Origin of the sequence: Microbacterium sp. NPDC091662, from assembly GCF_044756705.1 — a bacterium.
Lineage (GTDB): Bacteria > Actinomycetota > Actinomycetes > Actinomycetales > Microbacteriaceae > Microbacterium.
In genome coordinates this window covers 2,393,141-2,409,692 of the sequence record NZ_JBIVTM010000001.1, presented here as the reverse complement: position 1 = coordinate 2,409,692, position 16,552 = coordinate 2,393,141, and the positions used below count along the sequence as shown (strand labels likewise).

The following is a 16,552-nucleotide window of genomic DNA, read 5'->3' as shown; positions in this document are numbered from 1 at the left end:
GGGGCGCAACCCCGGGCGACCTACCTTCGGAGAAGAGCCGCAGCACCGACGCGCGGCCCCGTCGAAGGAGACCCCATGAGCATCGTCGAAGAAGACGTGTCCCTCGCCTACGCGGCCCCGGGCCAGCCGGGCGCCCTCGCGAACTACCGGCCGCGCTACGGCCACTACATCGGCGGCGCGTTCGTCGAACCCGCGAAGGGTCAGTATTTCGAGAATGTCAGCCCCGTGAACGGCAAGGTCTTCACCGAGGTCGGCCGCGGCACCGTCGAAGACGTCGATCGTGCCGTCGATGTCGCCTGGAAGGCGTTCGCGACCTGGGGCAAGACCAGTCCTGCCGAGCGATCCGTGATCCTGAACAAGATCGCCGACCGGATCGAACAGCACCTCGAGGAGATCGCGGTCGCCGAGACCTGGGAGAACGGCAAGCCCGTGCGCGAGACCCTCGCCGCCGACATCCCGCTCGCCGTCGACCACTTCCGCTACTTCGCCGGCGTGCTGCGGGCGCAGGAGGGCGGCATCAGCCAGCTCGACGAGAACACCGTCGCGTACCACTTCCACGAGCCGCTGGGTGTGGTCGGGCAGATCATTCCCTGGAACTTCCCGATCCTGATGGCCGTCTGGAAGCTGGCGCCCGCGCTCGCCGCCGGCAACTGCGTGGTGATCAAGCCCGCCGAGCAGACTCCGGCATCGCTGCTGTTCCTGTTCGACATCATCGGCGACCTGCTGCCGGCCGGCGTCGTGAACATCGTCAACGGGTTCGGCATCGAGGCGGGCGCACCGCTCGCGCAGCACAAGCGCATCCGCAAGGTCGCCTTCACCGGCGAGACCACGACCGGACGCCTGATCATGCAATACGCCTCGCAGAACCTGATCCCGGTCACGTTGGAACTCGGAGGCAAGAGCCCCAACGTGTTCTTCGAAGACGTCGCGCGCTCGACCAGTGATCCGTTCTACGACAAGGCGCTCGAGGGGTTCACGATGTTCGCGCTGAACCAGGGCGAGGTCTGCACCTGCCCCTCGCGTGCGCTCATCCAGCGCTCGATCTACGACGGCTTCCTCGCCGACGGGCTGGAGCGGGTCGCGAAGGTCGTGCAGGGCAACCCGCTGGATCCCGCGACCATGATCGGCGCGCAGGCGTCGAACGATCAGCTCGAGAAGATCCTCAGCTACATCGATATCGGGAAGCAGGGCGGTGCACGGCTGCTGACCGGTGGCGGGCGGGTCGACCTCGGCGGCGATCTGAGCGAGGGCTTCTACGTCGCCCCGACCGTGTTCGAGGGCACGAACGACATGCGCATCTTCCAGGAGGAGATCTTCGGGCCCGTGCTGTCGGTCACCTCGTTCGACGGCTTCGACGACGCGATCTCGATCGCGAACGACACCCTCTACGGACTGGGTGCCGGCGTGTGGAGCCGCAGCGGGGACACGGCTTACCGGGCAGGGCGGGCGATCGAGGCCGGACGCGTCTGGACGAACACGTATCACCAGTACCCCGCGCACGCGGCATTCGGCGGGTACAAGCAGTCGGGCGTCGGGCGCGAGAACCACAAGATGATGCTCGACCACTACCAGCAGACGAAGAACCTCCTCGTCTCGTACGCGGAAGGGCCGATGGGCTTCTTCTGAGCCCGATCCCCGGGCGGGCGCTGCTCCCTCAGCGTCCGCCCGGCTCCAGCCCCGGAAGGCGGCAGTCATGGTCAGCATCGGCACCTACCAGCGCGTGGACGTGACGGAGGCGGCGGCCGCACTGGTGCGTGAGCTGACCGCACAGCACGGGCCGCTGATGTTCCACCAGTCCGGCGGCTGCTGCGACGGCTCTTCGCCCATGTGCTATCCGATCGGGATGTTCATCACGGGCCCGGGCGATGTGCTGCTCGGTGCCCTCGACGTGGGGCTGCCGCAGCCGGTGGAGGTCTTCATGTCGGAGTCGCAGTTCGAGTACTGGAAGTACACGCACCTGACCATCGACGTCGTACCCGGTCGCGGAGCCGGCTTCTCGGTCGAAGGCCCGACCGGGATGCGATTCCTGATCCGGTCCCGGATGCTGAACGACGCGGAGCTTGCGTACTTCGGCTTGTCGACGCGGGCGGTGTGAAGCGGACCGGACGTGCTCAGCGTGGCAGCCGCGGCACGGCATCGACCAAAGCCCGCGTGTACGGGACCTGCGGGTCGTGCAGCACGGCCGGGGTGGCCCCCTGCTCGACCACGCGGCCGTTCTGCAGCACGAGCGTGCGATCACAGGCCGAGGCGATCGCGGTCAGGTCGTGCGACACCATCACGAGCGACAGGCCGTTCTCGCGGCGCAGCCGGTCGAGCAGCTCGAGCACCTGCACGCGCGTCGTCACGTCGAGGGCGCTGACGGGTTCGTCGGCCAGCAGCACCCGGGGGCGTGAGACCACGGCGCGCGCGATCGCGATGCGCTGGCGCTGCCCACCGGAGAACTCGTGCGGATAGCGGCGCGCGGTGTCGGCGGGAAGCCCGACGGAGTCGAGCGCCTCGGCGATGCGGCGTTGGGCATCGGCGCCGGTTGCCAGACCCAGCGAACGGAGCGGTTCGCCGATGATCCGGTCGATGCGTTGGCGCGGGTCGAGAGACGAGTACGGGTCCTGGAACACCGGCTGCACGCTCGCGCGGAAGCGACGCATCTGCGCCCGGTCGCGCAGTGCGAGCGGGGCATCCTCGAACAGCACCTGCCCATCGCGCGGGGCGGCGAGTCCGAGCAGCAGTCGCAGGATCGTCGACTTGCCCGCACCCGATTCGCCGACCAGGCCGAGGGAGTCGCCCTCGTCGATGCGCAGCGACACGTCGTCGAGCACGCGATGGGACCCGTAGGCGAAGCCGGCACCGCGCAGTTCGAGAAGGCTCATGCGCCGCCATCCTTCGTGTCGAGGAAGGCGTCGAGTGCACGCGCGCTGTCGACCAGCATCCTCGTGTACGGCTCGGCGGGCTCCTGCAGCACCTGCGCGACTGTCCCTGCTTCGACCACGAGTCCGTCGCGCAGCACGACGATGCGATCGACCATGCGCGAGACGACTGCCAGATCGTGGCTGATGAACAGCAGCGCCATGCCTCGTTCGTCGACCAGGCGTTCGAGCAGCGCGAGCACGCCGTCCTGCACGGTCACGTCCAGCGCAGTCGTCGGCTCGTCGGCGATGAGCAGTCGCGGGCGGGCCGCGAGCGCGACGGCGATCGCCACCCGCTGACGCTGACCACCCGAGAGCTCATGCGGGTAGGCACGCGCGATGCGGGTGTCCGACAGGGAGACCTCGTCGAGGGCCGCGGCGACGGCGCTCTTCAGCTCGGCCCCGCGCAGACCGAGGTGGCGACGCAGCGGTTCGGCGATCTGGCGGTCGACCTTCATCAGCGGGTCGAGTGCGGTGAGGGGTTCCTGGAAGACGATCTGCGCGACGGGTCCGCGCAGCGGGCGGAGGGCGGCATCTCGCGCGCCGATCACCTGTTGGCCGTCGAGCAGCACCGATCCTGATGCGACGAGCGCATCCGGCAGCAGCCCGGTCACGGCCAGGGAGGTCAGAGACTTGCCCGAACCGGACTCACCGATCAGCCCCAGTCGCTCACCGGGAGCGAGCGCGAACGACACATCACGCACGAGTGCACCCGTGCCGGAGCGGACGGTGAGGCCGGAGACGTCGAGGATGCTCATCGGCTCCTCCGGCGGGTCGGGTCGGCCAGGTCGCGCAGCCCGTCGGCGAGGAAGTTGACGCCGAGAACGAGGGCGATGATGGCGATGCCGGGAGCGATGGCGCCGACGGGGGCTGTGAGCACCGTGCCCTGCGCCTCCTGCAGCATCCGCCCCCAGGAGGCGTTGGGCGGTGGTGCTCCCAACCCGAGGTACGACAGGCTCGCCTCGGCCAGCACGGCAGCGCCGAACTGCAGCGCCAGGCTCACGGCCAGGGTGGGCGCGATGTTGGGCAGCACGTGCTGGAACACGATGCCGAGCGCTCCGGTGCCGCTCGTGCGCGCGGCGGTGATGTACTGCTCCTGCAGCACACGCCGCGCGAGGATGCGCGTGAGGCGGGCGACGACCGCCGACATCGCGAGCCCGATCGCCAGCACCGCCGACCACAGCGAGGCTCCCTGCACGGCGACGACCAGCATCGCGAGCAGAAGCACGGGGAACGCGATCACGACATCCAGCGCTGCGGAGAGGGTGTCGTCGACCCAGGGGCGCGCGAAGGCGGCGAGGAGGCCGATGATCGTGCCGAGGATCGCCGCGATCGCGACGGCGCACGTGCCGACGATGAGGGCGATCCGTGCGCCCCACATCAGCTGTGAGAACAGATCGCGTCCGAGTCGGTCCGTGCCGAGCAGGTGCAGGGCGCTGGGCCCCTCGAGCCGACCGCCGCTGGTGTCGGCAAGGGGATACGGGAGCCAGAACAGCGAGACGACGGCCATCAGCACGATGAGTCCCGTGAGGACGATCCCGATCACCAGGGTCGCCTTCGGCCGCCGGCGCACAGGCACGGACGCGGTGATCAGTTGTTCGGCGACGCGGCTCATCGGTTCCCCGAGACGCTCGTGCGCAGGCGCGGATCGATCAGGCGCTGCACGATGTCGGCGGCGAACCCGACCAGCAGCACGAAGAGGGTGCTGACGACGAGAACGCCCTGGATCACCTGGAAGTCATGCTGTTCGATGGCCGACAGGAGCAGGCTGCCGAGTCCAGGAAGCGTGAAGACGCTCTCGACGACGACTGCGCCGAGGAGCGTCGTCGACAGTTCGATGCCGAGGACGGCGACGACGGGCACCGCGCCGTTGCGCACCCCGTGCCGGACCAGCGCTTCGCCCATGCCGGAGCCGCCGGCGCGGGCGGTGCGCAGATAGTCGCTGCCGAGCACGTCGAGCGTCGCCGAGCGCACGTAGCGACTGAGAGAGGCGCTCATGACGATCACGATCGTGAGGATGGGCAGCGCGAGCGAGCGCAGAGCATCCGCGGGGTCCTCCCAGTCCTTCCGCGGGAATCCGCCGGAGGGCAGCACGCCGAGACCGAGTGCGAACACCCAGACGAGCACGACGCCGACCCAGAACACGGGGACGGCGACGCCGAGCTGCGCGAAACCCGAGAGGGCGATGCCGTACCAGCGGTCGGCCTTCACCGCAGCGGTGATGCCGATGACGAGGGAGACGAGCAGCGCGATCGTGAAGGCGATGAGGGTGAGCGGAAGTGTCACGGCGAGGCGCGACGCGATGTCGGGTCCGACCGGACGTGAGCTCAGGAACGATTCGCCAAGATCGAAGCGGAGCAGCTGACCCGCCCAGGCGGTGAACTGCTGCAGCAGAGGCTGATCGGATCCGACCTGCGCGCGGGCGGCGGCGATCTGCTCGGGGGTGGCGTTCACCGAGAGCAGGGCGTTCGCCGGGTCGCCGGGAAGCAGGCGCAGGAGCACGAAGATCGCGACCATCGCGACGACGAGCGACACCGCGAGGAACGCGAGGCGGCGCAGCAGGTAAGCGAGCATTGATTCTCAGGATGACGTGGGGGATGCCGACGCGCGGCATCCCCCACGCACGTCAGGACTTGACGATGTCGTAGGCGAAGAACTGCGAGTTCAGGCCGTTGACCGGGTATCCGCTGAGATCGCTGGAAGCGACCACGATCTGCGGGTACAGGTACAACCATACGCTCGCGGCATCGGCGGCGATCTTCTCGTTGACCTGCTTCAGCAGAGCCGTCTGCTCGTCGGTCGTGGCGGCCTGCTCGGCGTCGGCGACCCACTTCTGCACGTCGGCGTCGTTGTAGCCCCAGTAGAAGTCGGGGTTGCCGTACCAGACCACGTCGCGGTCGTTCACGTGCTCCTGCAGCGTGGCCTCGAAGTCCTGCTCCTTGAAGACCTTGGTGTACCACTCGTCGGCGCTGATCGTGTTGATCTCGACCGTGATGCCGACCTCGGCGAGCTGCGACTGCAGGAACTCCGCCACGGCGGGGTGCGGGTCGTAGCTCGGGGTGTCGAGCGTGAAGGTGAAGCCGTCGGCGTAGCCCGCCTCGGCGAGGAGCTTCTTCGAGAGGTCGACGTCGTACGGGTTGACCTGCGTGAGGTCTTCGTACCAGGGGTCGGTCGGCGGGACCATCGAGCCGATCAGCGTGCCGTAGTCGCCCCAGATCGACTCGAGGAGCTTCTTCGTGTCGATCGCGGAGTAGATCGCCTTGCGCACGAGCGTGTTGTCGAAGGGGGCGACGCGGTCGTTGAACGCGAGCAACTCCTTCGTGGTCGAGGTGCCCTCGCTCACGACGTAGTCGTCGGAGTCGAACTGTGTGAGCGAGTCGGGGTTCTGCACGCTGGTGATCACGTCGATCTCACCCGTGAGGAGTGCGTTGTTCTCCGCCGTCGCGTCGGTGAAGTACGTGTAGACGACCTCGCCGTTCTTGGCGGGGGTGCCCCAGTAGTCGTCCCAGCGCTCAAGGGTCAGGGTCGAGCCCTTCTTCCACTCGTCGAGCGTGTACGGGCCGGTGCCGTCTTCCGTGCTGGTGATGTCACCGGCCTCGTCGTTCACGATCCAGACGTAGCTGAGGTTGTAGAGGAACGAGATCGAGCGCTGCGACAGCGTGAACACGACCGTCTTGTCGTCGGGGGTGGCGATGTCGGCGATGGTCTTGAAGCTCGACTTGCGGGCGGACACGGAGTCTTCGGCGGTGACGGCCTCGATGCTCGATTTCACGTCGGCGGAGGTCAGCGGGTCGCCCGAGTGGAAGGTCACGTCGTCGCGCAGGGTGATCGTGTACGTCAGGCCGTCGTCGGACACCTGGGCGTCTTCGGCGAGAAGCGGTTCGACCTCGCCGTCGTCGGTCAGGCGGTACAGGCCCTCGTAGACGTTGCCGGTCAGCGCCTCGGTCACGCCCTGGCCACCACCCTGGGTGTTGCTGAGGTTGGTGGGCTCGTACAGCGACCCGATGAGGATCGTGGCGTCTTCGCTCGCGGTGGCGTCGTTGCTCGTGCCCGACGCGCAGCCGGCCACGAGGGCGAGCGTGGCGACGGCGCCGAGCGCGCCGAGGATGCGGGTTCTTCTCATGAGTACTCCAGGGTGAGCGGGTGCGGCGTCACGCCGCGTAGATGTCGAAGCCGTCGCGGAAGACGACGTTCTTCTCGCCTGCTCGGATAGGCAGGGGGAAGCGGTTGGATGCCGGCGGCAGCGGGCAGTTGTACTGGGCGCTGAATCCGCACGGCGGCACGAAGGCGCGGTTGAAGTCGAGCACGACGGAGCCCTCGTCGTCGCGCAGCTCGACGAACAGGAAGCGACCGGATCCGTAGGTCTCCGAGCCGTTCGTCTCATCGCCGAACACGAGCAGCAGCCTGCCGCCGTCGTCGAATGCGGCGAGGGTGTAGTCGCGGCCGTCGAGGGAGAAGTGGATGTCACCGGGGACGACCAGATCGCGAGTGCCGCCGTTGTCGCGGATGTGCTCGAACGACACGCGGCGGTCACCGGACACGGGAGTGAAGCGGCCCTCGAGCACCCACGCCGGGTCGTAATCGTAGGTGTCGATGCGGTCGAAGGCGCGGATGGCGGGGGCGTCGGCATCCCAGACGCGCAGCCCGTGCTCGGCCTCGCCGGTCTCGATGTTCGTGCGCTCGATCGGCGTGACGGTCACCGAGTCGGACGCGGCGCGCTGCTCGGCATCGACGTCGGGGCGCTCGCCGGTCCAGCGGGTCTCGACCAGGGCGAGGTTGCCCGTCGGCGACGTGACGGCGGCGCGGCGCTCGGCCTGCCAGTGGGTGTGTTCTTCGCGTTCAGACATCACCTTCAATTCTCTTGCATGCAGAACGCGGTGGGGTCGGGCTCGTCACCCGGGGTAACGCAGAGTGAGCGGAACTGCTCGTGCGTCGCCGGGATCCGCCTCAGCCCGATGGCGAAGGGCACCTGTCGTCACCCGTTGAGGCGCTCGGTGAGATGCACGGTGACCTCGTCGCCGTCGCCCTTGCCGATGCGTTTGCGGATGGAGGCCGCGACCGGGAGCTTGTGCGTGCCGTCGCCGAGTGCCATGAAGGCGCCGCGGAAGGGCTCGCCGTCGACGGTACCCGCGACCTTGACGAGTCCGCGCGTACCGAAGACGGTCGCGGAGTCGTCGAGCTGAACGCAGGTCCAGGTGTCGCCGTCGCGCACCTTTCCGAGGGTGGCCGTGAATGTGATGTCGAGGGGACTGCTCATGTCGTACTCCTTCTCGGGTCAGACGAACGATCCGACGATCGCTCCGATGATGACGAGCTTGAGGATCCAGTCGAGCAGGTGCACGCCCGCTGCGGAGGGACTGGTGTTCTCGTGCACGACGCCGCCCAGGAGCAGGACGAGAGGGAGCGTGCACAGCGCCAGTCCGAGGAGCGACCCGGAGCCGGCGCCGTGCCAGCCGGCTGCGACCATCAAGCCGGCGATGAGGCACGAGACGATGAGGCTGCGCAGGACCACCGATGCCATCTGCACGACGACGGGGAGGCCGGGTCGGGGAGTGCTCGTCCGAGAGATGAGTGCGGAGACAGGAGGCAGGGCGTAGAGCAGTGCGCTCGCGATGAACGATGCCACCGTGGCGAGGGCGATTGCCGGAACGATCATGTCGGCCTCCTTTAGTACTTCTTGGTACTCAAAGTAGGCCGACCTGGTGGAACTGTCAAGTACTAAACTGAACGACATGACCGCGATGACTCGAACGCCTGGACGTCCGGCCGGTCGCACGGGCGAAGCGCTGCTCGATACCGCTCGTGATGTCTTCCTCGAGTTCGGATATGCGGGGGCTTCGATGGACGAGGTCGCCAAGCGCGCCCGCATCTCGAAGGCGTCGCTCTATCGGGAGCATGCGTCGAAGTCGGCGCTGTACGCCGCCGTCGTCCGGCAATGGGCGCTCGCCGGCCGAGATGCCATGCGACCGGCACTCGAACAGCTGAAGGAGAATCCCGATCTGAGAGAGGGCCTCGTCGCACTCGGCGAGACCATGCGAGCCGGGATGCTGAGCGCGCCGGTGGTGGCCATGCGTCGTCTGGTCATCGCGGAGGCGGCCGCGCATCCGGAGGTCGCGAGGGACTACCTGGCGCAGAGCTGGGACGCGAACATCCGCAATCTCGCAGAGGCCATGATCGATCTCTCCGACGCGCACGGCCTGGCCGTCGATGACGCCGACGCACTCGCGAGCGAGTTCACTTGGCTGGTCGTGGGCGCGTCTTTGAACGCCGGCCTCCTGGGCGTGGAGACAGGGGAGCCACCGGTGGCCAGGGCTGTCGAGCTGTTCTTGGCGGGCTATCTGCCTCGCTAGGACCACGGGAAAGCGCATTCGACCGCATGGATGCAACGGGTTGCAACCTCGCCCGGTATACCATTTGGCCATACGCCCAGCAGCGTCAGTCCCCAGCTGACCGTGGGCGGGGCGGCTCAGCCGTCATGCGGAGGGAGAGTGGATCTCTTTTCGATCCCGAGGGGGGATGGGGTGGGAGCTCGGTCCCCAGCCGGCACCCACCCCCACACTCGGCCCCTCCGCCTCTTCTCTCAGCCCATCGGCTCAGCCCGTCGGCTCAGCCCGTCGGCTCCGTTGACGGGGTTCAGTACAAACGGCTGACGATCCAGAAGCCGATGACCGCGATCACGATGACGACCGGCACCCAGGTGCTGCCGCGCTTGAGTCGTCGGCCCTGCGGCGCGACGCCGGGCGGCGGGGTGAGCAGTCCGGCCGGGGGAGCGAACGGCAGGGACGGAGTCGGCGCCGGAGCCGAGACGAAGGGTCGGGTCTGCGCCGCGAGTCGCTCATCGCGCCACCGCGTCCACTGATCGACCTTCGTCAGCAGGGCTCCGACGGTGCCGAAGAGCCAGGCCCACGTGGCGGGATCGAGGGTCGAGACCTTCCGCTGCGTGTAGAGGAACAGCCAGTCGTCGACGATCTCCACGTCGAGCTCGGCGGCGTTGTCGATGAACCGCGCCATGATGTCGGGCGTGAAGAGATAGAGGGCATCGCGTTCGTACCCCTCGGGGCAGTAGAGCGTGAAGTGCCGATCGAAGTCGCCTTCGAGGGACAAGCGCTGACTTCTCTGGAACGATGCCGGCAGGTTCGAGCCGAAGCCGTTGTTGCCCGTGGCGTCGAGAACGATGTTCGGCAGCGGCACGTCGAGCTTCACCGCCACATAGCCCCACCGGTAGGTCGTGGAGTTCTTCCCCGACTGCACCGTGTACTGGTAGTTGCCGAACTCGACGAAGCGCGGCCGGGTGCCGCGGATCAGATCGGTCGACTGGCGACCGCGACCGAGGTGGAAGATCATGCCGGGCAGGGGAGGGTCGGCGACCTTCGGCTCATAGGTCATTCCGTTCGCCTGCGCGAAGCTGTGCAGTCGGTATCGCCGGGCCTGCGCGTTGCGCACGCCCAACCAGATCATCACGCCGACCGCCGTGAGGAGGATCACGATCAGCACGAGGGGGATCGCCGCCGCGGCGGGGGAATCGCCGAAAGACGCCAGACTCAGGGTGACGCTGACGAGGAGCGGGAGCATCACGACGGCGAAGATTGCTGCCGCGACGATGCCGATGACCGTGGACGCCGTCACGCCGCTCGTCGGTCGTGAGCGGAGTTCTGCGGCGAACGCACGCACCGCGGAGGGATCCACCGCGTCGGTGAGAGGGCGCGCGTCGAAGGTCGGCGGCGGGGAGGTCACCGGTTCACCGCATCCGCATCCCACGTGAGCGCGGCCCCCTCCGGAAGAGGGAGAGCCTCCAGCTGCTCGTCCGCGCAGAGCGCCTCGATCAGGGCAGACGAGCCGGCCACGATCGTCGAGTCGAAGTCGACCTCGCTCACCATGACCCAGGCGTGGTCCTCCGGCCAGAGGAGGCTCGGGCTCTGGGCCGACGGCGGGAACCCGTGCTCCTCGGCGGGGAGATCGCGCCAGGGCACATGCAGCACCCAATCCGGGTCGGCGAACGCGCGCGGCGGAACGGAGAACAGTACGTGGTCCCGCCCCGGCAGCTCGAGCCGAAGCCCCTCCGAGATCTCCCGCGAAAGGATGCCCTCTTGCCAGGTGGGTCGGCGGAAGACGTTGTTGAACGGATCGTGCGCGCTGCGGTCGAGCATCGCCTGATGGTGGGGATCGTCGGTGAAGGTCAGGAAGGAGCGGGAGGGTGTGACACCGAAGAAGCCCAGCAGCCCACCCCGCCCCTCCCAGAGCGCGGCGAAGCCCGCATCCGGGGTCTGGGTGTGGTCCACGAGGTGAGCGGCGATGGTCGCCAGAAGGGTCGGATCGACCTCACCCTCCATCGGGGCGGTGAACTCGCGACCGTCCGGGGCGATCCGCGTGCGCCAGTCGCCGTCGGGCGGGGTGCGCACCATCCGCTGCCACTGCGCGAGCGGATGCAGGACCGTGCCGAACGCCGCGGCGGTCTGCGCCCAGGAGACCGGCTCGTCGACGAACTCGGCCATGAGCGCGCGCTGCTCGGGCTCGGGCATGCGCACCAGCTCGTCCGCCGTCGGAATCGCTCGATCGGGCAATGATCGGGCGATGGCCGGATGGAAGACGCGTGCGTACGCGGGGAAACCACGGGGCACCACCCCGTGCATGGTCTCGTAGTCGGCGTCGAGCCGCTCGCGCAGCCACGCCCCCGCCGAGGGATCGGACATCCACTCCATGCCCCAACGCTACCCGGCGTCCCTGCTGGCGCGGGCGCCGGGCACCGGTTGTGCAGAGAGCGACTCTAGGCTGACGTCGTGGAGACAGAGACCGAGACCGTCGCGCGGCCGACCCCCGTCGCGCCGCGGCCGGCTCTCGTGTGGTCGATCGGTCGCATCGTGGTCGGAGCCGTGGTCGTCGGGGTCCTCGTATACGCCTACGCCCTGCGCATCGCCGTCGGCGACACGAATCCGTTCGACTACTTCGGGTACTTCACGAATCAGACCAGCCTGATCGCGGCGAGCGTGTTGATCAGCACCGGATGCCTCGGGCTGAACGGTCGAGGGGCTCCGTCCTGGCTGACCCTGCTGCGCGGCCTCGTGACCGCCTATCTGATCGTCGTCGGCGTGATCTACAACCTCCTCGTCCCCGGCACCGGTTCGGCTCCGCCCTGGGTGAGCGTGCTGTTGCACGTCGTCTTCCCCGTGGTCATCGTGCTCGATTGGCTGCTGGTCGGTGATCGCCCGCGCCTGCCGTGGCGCCGGCTCTGGTCGCTGCTGCCGTATCCCCTCGCGTGGCTGATCGTGGTGCTTCTGCGTGGCATGACCGATGGCTGGGTTCCCTACGGCTTCCTGCTCCCGGAGCGGGGCCCGCTGTCGCTGCTGCTCCACATCGTCGGCCTGCTCGCCGCCGTCCTGCTCGCCGGAGTCCTGGTCTGGTCCGCCAGCCGATTCCGCGGCGTGTGGAGCGCCGATCGTCGCATCGACCGCGAGTGATCCGACGCGGTGCTGTGCTGTCCCGGGCCGGGCACTACGGTAGGAACCGCGTCACGCGAGCCGATGGTGGTGGGGGAGAGTTCGAATGCTGAATCAGGCCGAAGCCGTGTCCGGTGAGAGGGTCTTCCGCAGGAATCCGCTCCGTTCGGCCGTCGGGGCGATCGTTCTCTCGGCGGTTCTGTCGGCGGCGACACTCTTCCTGCTCCCGAAGTTCCTGCCGGGCACCATGAAGATCTCGACCCGCGGTCTCGTGGTGCTCGTCGTCGCCGTCGCGCTGACCGCGGCCGTGTTCGCCGGCTTCTTCTGGTTCCGCAACATCCGCATCGTCGTGCGCCCCGATGCGGTCGAGATCGGCAAGGCGGGCAGCCGCGAGACGTTCGCCCGGGCGACGACCGCATTCCGCTCGAAGATCACCGAGCACCGCACGAACGGACTCCCCAGTGGCACCACGCGTGCCCTGATCGTACACACGGGTGATCGGGAGATCACGATCGAACTTCCCGGCTATTCGAGGCCGATGTTCAACGAGCTGATGGCGACGCTCAACCCCATCGCGCAGCCGGTGTTCGACGACCCGGTCGAGGCCGCGCGCGCGGGGGCGCAGCTGCCGACGCAGTTCACGATCGACGCCGAGGGCGAGCGGCGCCTCGCCACGCGGATCACGATCGCCGCCGTCGTGTTCCTCGTCATCGCGATCGCGGTCGGGCTGCTGGTGGCGGTGCCCGGTTTCGTCGAGAGCGATCTCTCGGCGCTGATCCTGCTCGCACCGTTCGCCGCGCTCGCCGCCATCGGCTTCGGGATCGGGGCTGTGCAGCGACGACGCCTGGTACGGTCGATTCCCGCCCACGTCTCGGTCGACCCCCACGGCATCCGCATCGACGGCGTCGACGCTCCCTACTCGCAGCTCGCCCGCATCTGGCTGACTCCGCCCGCGTATCCGGTCAAGCGTCTCCGCCTCGAGCGTGCCGGTGGCAAGACCACGACGCACCTGCTGGCCTCCTCGCGCGTCGGCATCACGCCCGACTACGGCGATCTCCTCCTGGCTGTGCGCGCCCGGACGGCCCATCTGCCCGGCCTGCTCTCCCTGGATCTCGAGTGACGGGGCAGACGGGGCACGATCCCGACTACCCGATCCGCACGGAGCGTCTACTCCTGCGCCCGATCGCCCCCTCCGATGCTGTCGCGATGCATGGGTACAAGTCGGATCCGGATGCCGTGCGATACGTGCCGTATCCACCGCTGGAGCTGGCGGACGTCGAACAGCGCATCGCCACCACCTGGTCGAACACGCGGTTCACGAAGGAGGGCGACGCTGTCTCCCTCGCCGTCGAGGAGCGTGCGTCCGGAGCCCTGGTCGGCGACGTGGTGCTGTTCTGGCGCAGCGAGAACGACCGATCCGGCGAGGTCGGATACATCTTCGACCCGCGGGCGACAGGCCGGGGCTACGCGACCGAGGCGGTCGACGCGCTCCTCGCCCTCGGTTTCGACGGCCTGGGCCTGCACCGCATCGTCGCGCGGCTCGACGGAGCGCAACACGTCATCCGCCCGCGTCGCCGAGAGGCTCGGGTTCCGACGCGAGGCGCGGTTCGTGGAGAGCGAGTGGTTCAAGGATGAGTGGACGACCCTGCTCGTCTACGCCCTCCTCGCCGACGAATGGCGCGAACGCCTCGGGCGGAGATGACGAGAGCGGCGTGCGATCGACGACCGCACGCCGCCCCGACGGCCCCTCCGGCTACTGCTTGAGCATCGCGACGGCGAGCTTGTGCGTGTCGTCGATCAGATGCGAGTGGTCATCGTCTCCGAGGTCGATGCGCACCCACTCGAGCGTTCCGGTGAAGCCGTTGCCCGCAGCCGGGTAGTCGGGCGAGACGGGCGAGGCCAGGTCGCAGCCGACATCGACGGTCTCGTCGAACGTGAACTGGAACGGGATCGTCTTGTGCACGCGCCCCTCGCCGATCTTGTCGTCGCCGGCGTAGAGGGTGACGGTGCCGCCCTTGGCGAGCCCGCCGCCGTCATAGGCGAAGTGCGCCCGCAGCTCCTGCTCGCCGGCAGGGATCGGGTCGTCGGAGCGGATGATGTCGACGTCGATGCCGAGCAGGTTGTACGCGAACGCGAGGCGGCTGTCCTTCGTGTAGAACGACCAGCCGCCGTAGGCGCCGCCCTGCGCGATGAGCACGCCGTCGACGCCGGACTCGGGCACCGTGACCCGGGCGGTGACGGTCCACGACTTGTTCTTGATGTTGATCGTGGTGTTCTCGCTGAGGCGCTTCATACCCGGGTAGAACTTCTGGGTGTCACTCATCGAGAGCACCGGACGACCGGCGAGGTCGGGGTTGAACCGCTCGGCCGTGCGGATGTCGAGCGGAAGCACGTTGAAGCGCGCGGCCTGGATGAGGAACAGCTGCTGCAGGTGGGCGAGTCGCTCCGGTTCCTGGTCGGCGAGATCGTGCGACTGGGTCCAGTCCTCGTCGACGTTGTAGAGCTCCCATCGGTCGTCGTCGAGTCCGTGGTCGGATCCGAGCCACGGGTCCTTGTGCTTCGCGACGGCCGTCCAGCCCTTGTGGTAGATCGCGCGGTTGCCCACCATCTCGAAGTACTGCGTGATGTGGCGCTCCTCGGCATCCGCGTCCGCGAAGGTGTAGTTCATGGGTGTCCCCTCGTAGGGGCGCTGCGTCACGCCGTTCACGCTCGTCGGCTCAGGGATGCCTGCGGCCTCGAGCACGGTCGGGGCGACATCGATCACGTGCGAGAACTGGTTGCGGATGCCGCCCTTCTCCACGCCGCCGTTCGGCCAGCTGACGATCGTGCCGTTGCGGGTGCCGCCCCAGTGGCTGGCGACCTGCTTGGTCCACTGGTACGGCGTGTCCATGGCATGTGCCCAGCCCACCGCATAGTGGTTGTACGAGCTCGGGGTGCCGATGTCGTCGATGTGGTCGGCCACGTACTGCTCGGTCTCGATGTCGTTCATGTGGTTGATCGTGAAGCCTTCGTTCGTCGTGCCGTGCATCGACCCCTCGGCACTCGCACCGTTGTCGCCGATGATCACGTAGACGAGCGTGTCGTCGAGGATGCCGAGCTCTTCGTACGCGTCGAGCAGACGGCCGACGTGGTGGTCGGCGTAGGCGAGGAATCCCGCGTACACCTCCATCTGCCGCGCCAGGGCGGGCTTGATGAGGTCGCTCATGTCATCCCAGGCGGGGATGCCGGGGCTGCGCTCGGTGAGCACCGCGTCGGCCGGGATGACGCCGAGCTCGAGCTGGCGGGCGAAGGTCTCCTTGCGGATCTCGTCCCATCCCTGGTCGAACTGCCCCTTGTACTTGTCCGCCCACTCGGCCGGCACGTGGTGCGGGGCGTGCGTCGCGCCCGGGGCGAAGTAGGTGAACGACGGCACGTCGGGGGCCAGCATCTTCTGCTCTCGCGTCCAGGCGATCGCCTTGTCGGTCATGTCGCCCATGAAGTGATAGCCCTGCTCGGGTGTGCCCCACGGCTCGACGGGCGTGGTGTTCTCGTAGATCGCCGGGTACCACTGGTTGGTCTCGCCGCCGATGAAGCCGTAGAAGTACTCGAAGCCGTTGCCCGGGGTGGGCCAGCCGTCGAACGGTCCGATCGCGCTCGCCTGCCATACCGGCACCTCGTGGCACTTGCCGAACTGGGCGGTGTTGTAGCCGTTGAGCTTGAGGGTCTCGGCCAGTGGCGCGCAGCTGTTGGGGCGCAGCGAGTTGTAGCCGGGAGCCGATGTCGCGATCTCGGTGATGCCGCCCATGCCGACCGTGTGGTGGTTGCGTCCGCTGAGCAGAGCGGCACGGGTCGGCGAGCACAGGGCCGTGGTGTGGAAGCGGGTGTATTTGAGCCCTGCGGCGGCCACGCGGTCGAAGTTCGGGGTATGGATCGGGCCGCCGAAGGCACTGGACGCGCCGAAGCCGACGTCGTCGATGAGCACGACGAGCACGTTCGGTGCATCTTTCGGCGGGCGCACGGGGGTGATCGGCGGGAACGACGTGTCGGGGTCGGTCGCGTCGTAGGTGACCGTGCCCGTGTAGGCCAGATCGGGGATCGGAAGACTGGAACGCTGGGGTTCGGACATGCGCACTCCTACGGCTCTCGGCGAGCAGAGCAGCCCGCTTCGCGCTCAGCCTAGGCAGGGTGGCGCGGGCTGTCATCACCCTGTGCGGGTGACTTCGCGGGTGACTTTCG

At 68.2% G+C, this 16,552-nt stretch carries 17 protein-coding genes; 6 read left to right on the top strand and 11 right to left on the bottom strand.

The features are described from left to right. Nucleotides 1-75 precede the first annotated feature (75 nt). Both ACIQLD_RS11805 and ACIQLD_RS11800 read left to right on the top strand, forming a co-directional pair. Nucleotides 76-1,626, top strand: a complete 1,551-nt coding sequence (locus ACIQLD_RS11805; protein WP_402608180.1) for an aldehyde dehydrogenase family protein — start codon at nucleotides 76-78, stop codon at nucleotides 1,624-1,626. Nucleotides 1,627-1,693: 67 nt separating this feature from the next. After that, nucleotides 1,694-2,095 carry a DUF779 domain-containing protein gene (locus ACIQLD_RS11800; protein ID WP_402608179.1) on the top strand — a complete coding sequence of 134 codons (402 nt, stop codon included), beginning with the start codon at nucleotides 1,694-1,696 and terminating at the stop codon, nucleotides 2,093-2,095. A gap of 16 nt (nucleotides 2,096-2,111) precedes the next feature. On the opposite strand, the gene ACIQLD_RS11795 is transcribed toward ACIQLD_RS11800, so the two are convergent. The 8 genes from ACIQLD_RS11795 to ACIQLD_RS11760 form a co-directional block, all read right to left on the bottom strand. After that, entirely contained in the window at nucleotides 2,112-2,867 is a 756-nt protein-coding gene (locus tag ACIQLD_RS11795) for an ABC transporter ATP-binding protein (protein ID WP_402608178.1), read from the bottom strand. Further along, nucleotides 2,864-3,661, bottom strand: a complete 798-nt coding sequence (locus ACIQLD_RS11790) for an ATP-binding cassette domain-containing protein (protein WP_402608177.1) — start codon at nucleotides 3,659-3,661, stop codon at nucleotides 2,864-2,866. Before ACIQLD_RS11790 ends, ACIQLD_RS11795 begins: the two co-directional genes overlap by 4 nt. Beyond that, nucleotides 3,658-4,518 (bottom strand): ABC transporter permease, encoded by an 861-nt coding sequence (locus ACIQLD_RS11785; protein WP_402608176.1) that lies wholly within the window; start codon nucleotides 4,516-4,518, stop codon nucleotides 3,658-3,660. Before ACIQLD_RS11785 ends, ACIQLD_RS11790 begins: the two co-directional genes overlap by 4 nt. Then, on the bottom strand, nucleotides 4,515-5,477 hold the full coding sequence (locus ACIQLD_RS11780; protein WP_402608175.1) for an ABC transporter permease: 963 nt from the start codon (nucleotides 5,475-5,477) through the stop codon (nucleotides 4,515-4,517). The genes ACIQLD_RS11785 and ACIQLD_RS11780 overlap by 4 nt, the downstream gene beginning before the upstream one ends. Before the next feature lie 52 nt (nucleotides 5,478-5,529). Further along, nucleotides 5,530-7,026 (bottom strand): ABC transporter substrate-binding protein, encoded by a 1,497-nt coding sequence (locus ACIQLD_RS11775; protein ID WP_402608174.1) that lies wholly within the window; start codon nucleotides 7,024-7,026, stop codon nucleotides 5,530-5,532. 28 nt (nucleotides 7,027-7,054) lie between these two features. After that, nucleotides 7,055-7,750 carry a DUF1684 domain-containing protein gene (locus tag ACIQLD_RS11770; protein ID WP_402608173.1) on the bottom strand — a complete coding sequence of 232 codons (696 nt, stop codon included), beginning with the start codon at nucleotides 7,748-7,750 and terminating at the stop codon, nucleotides 7,055-7,057. A gap of 128 nt (nucleotides 7,751-7,878) precedes the next feature. Beyond that, on the bottom strand, nucleotides 7,879-8,160 hold the full coding sequence (locus tag ACIQLD_RS11765) for a DUF1905 domain-containing protein (RefSeq protein ID WP_402608172.1): 282 nt from the start codon (nucleotides 8,158-8,160) through the stop codon (nucleotides 7,879-7,881). Nucleotides 8,161-8,178: 18 nt separating this feature from the next. Continuing rightward, complete coding sequence (locus ACIQLD_RS11760) at nucleotides 8,179-8,559, bottom strand: DUF1761 domain-containing protein (RefSeq protein ID WP_402608171.1); 381 nt, start codon at nucleotides 8,557-8,559, stop codon at nucleotides 8,179-8,181. A gap of 76 nt (nucleotides 8,560-8,635) precedes the next feature. Here ACIQLD_RS11760 and ACIQLD_RS11755 point away from each other — a divergent pair, with 76 nt between their 5' ends. Beyond that, a complete protein-coding gene (locus tag ACIQLD_RS11755; RefSeq protein ID WP_402608170.1) occupies nucleotides 8,636-9,253 on the top strand; it encodes a TetR/AcrR family transcriptional regulator in 618 nt (205 codons plus the stop codon). Nucleotides 9,254-9,536: 283 nt separating this feature from the next. On the opposite strand, the gene ACIQLD_RS11750 is transcribed toward ACIQLD_RS11755, so the two are convergent. Together ACIQLD_RS11750 and ACIQLD_RS11745 are read right to left on the bottom strand one after the other, a co-directional pair. Continuing rightward, a complete protein-coding gene (locus ACIQLD_RS11750; protein WP_402608169.1) occupies nucleotides 9,537-10,637 on the bottom strand; it encodes a hypothetical protein in 1,101 nt (366 codons plus the stop codon). Beyond that, nucleotides 10,634-11,602 carry a hypothetical protein gene (locus ACIQLD_RS11745; protein ID WP_402608168.1) on the bottom strand — a complete coding sequence of 323 codons (969 nt, stop codon included), beginning with the start codon at nucleotides 11,600-11,602 and terminating at the stop codon, nucleotides 10,634-10,636. The genes ACIQLD_RS11750 and ACIQLD_RS11745 overlap by 4 nt, the downstream gene beginning before the upstream one ends. 78 nt (nucleotides 11,603-11,680) lie before the next feature. Between ACIQLD_RS11745 and ACIQLD_RS11740 the strand changes: the two genes are divergently transcribed. The 3 genes from ACIQLD_RS11740 (at nucleotide 11,681) to ACIQLD_RS11730 (ending at nucleotide 13,972) form a co-directional block, all read left to right on the top strand. Further along, entirely contained in the window at nucleotides 11,681-12,358 is a 678-nt protein-coding gene (locus tag ACIQLD_RS11740) for a Pr6Pr family membrane protein (protein WP_402608167.1), read from the top strand. Between the two features lie 85 nt (nucleotides 12,359-12,443). Beyond that, complete coding sequence (locus tag ACIQLD_RS11735; protein WP_402608166.1) at nucleotides 12,444-13,457, top strand: hypothetical protein; 1,014 nt, start codon at nucleotides 12,444-12,446, stop codon at nucleotides 13,455-13,457. Continuing rightward, the gene (locus ACIQLD_RS11730) at nucleotides 13,454-13,972 is read left to right on the top strand and encodes a GNAT family N-acetyltransferase (RefSeq protein WP_402608165.1); all 519 of its coding nucleotides are present in this window, start codon (nucleotides 13,454-13,456) and stop codon (nucleotides 13,970-13,972) included. Before ACIQLD_RS11735 ends, ACIQLD_RS11730 begins: the two co-directional genes overlap by 4 nt. A gap of 118 nt (nucleotides 13,973-14,090) precedes the next feature. On the opposite strand, the gene ACIQLD_RS11725 is transcribed toward ACIQLD_RS11730, so the two are convergent. After that, complete coding sequence (locus tag ACIQLD_RS11725; protein WP_402608164.1) at nucleotides 14,091-16,442, bottom strand: arylsulfatase; 2,352 nt, start codon at nucleotides 16,440-16,442, stop codon at nucleotides 14,091-14,093. Nucleotides 16,443-16,552: the final 110 nt, after the last annotated feature.

Bases quoted from the DNA above. Each gene is read 5' to 3' on its own strand.
- ACIQLD_RS11725 (WP_402608164.1), bottom strand. From the start codon at position 16,442: ATGTCCGAACCCCAGCGTTCCAGTCTTCCGATCCCCGATCTGGCCTAC.
- ACIQLD_RS11745 (WP_402608168.1), bottom strand. From the start codon at position 11,602: ATGGAGTGGATGTCCGATCCCTCGGCGGGGGCGTGGCTGCGCGAGCGG.
- ACIQLD_RS11765 (WP_402608172.1), bottom strand. From the start codon at position 8,160: ATGAGCAGTCCCCTCGACATCACATTCACGGCCACCCTCGGAAAGGTG.
- ACIQLD_RS11780 (WP_402608175.1), bottom strand. From the start codon at position 5,477: ATGCTCGCTTACCTGCTGCGCCGCCTCGCGTTCCTCGCGGTGTCGCTC.
- ACIQLD_RS11795 (WP_402608178.1), bottom strand. From the start codon at position 2,867: ATGAGCCTTCTCGAACTGCGCGGTGCCGGCTTCGCCTACGGGTCCCAT.
- ACIQLD_RS11735 (WP_402608166.1), top strand. From the start codon at position 12,444: ATGCTGAATCAGGCCGAAGCCGTGTCCGGTGAGAGGGTCTTCCGCAGG.
- ACIQLD_RS11775 (WP_402608174.1), bottom strand. From the start codon at position 7,026: ATGAGAAGAACCCGCATCCTCGGCGCGCTCGGCGCCGTCGCCACGCTC.
- ACIQLD_RS11770 (WP_402608173.1), bottom strand. From the start codon at position 7,750: ATGTCTGAACGCGAAGAACACACCCACTGGCAGGCCGAGCGCCGCGCC.
- ACIQLD_RS11755 (WP_402608170.1), top strand. From the start codon at position 8,636: ATGACCGCGATGACTCGAACGCCTGGACGTCCGGCCGGTCGCACGGGC.
- ACIQLD_RS11800 (WP_402608179.1), top strand. From the start codon at position 1,694: ATGGTCAGCATCGGCACCTACCAGCGCGTGGACGTGACGGAGGCGGCG.
- ACIQLD_RS11790 (WP_402608177.1), bottom strand. From the start codon at position 3,661: ATGAGCATCCTCGACGTCTCCGGCCTCACCGTCCGCTCCGGCACGGGT.
- ACIQLD_RS11785 (WP_402608176.1), bottom strand. From the start codon at position 4,518: ATGAGCCGCGTCGCCGAACAACTGATCACCGCGTCCGTGCCTGTGCGC.
- ACIQLD_RS11805 (WP_402608180.1), top strand. From the start codon at position 76: ATGAGCATCGTCGAAGAAGACGTGTCCCTCGCCTACGCGGCCCCGGGC.
- ACIQLD_RS11760 (WP_402608171.1), bottom strand. From the start codon at position 8,559: ATGATCGTTCCGGCAATCGCCCTCGCCACGGTGGCATCGTTCATCGCG.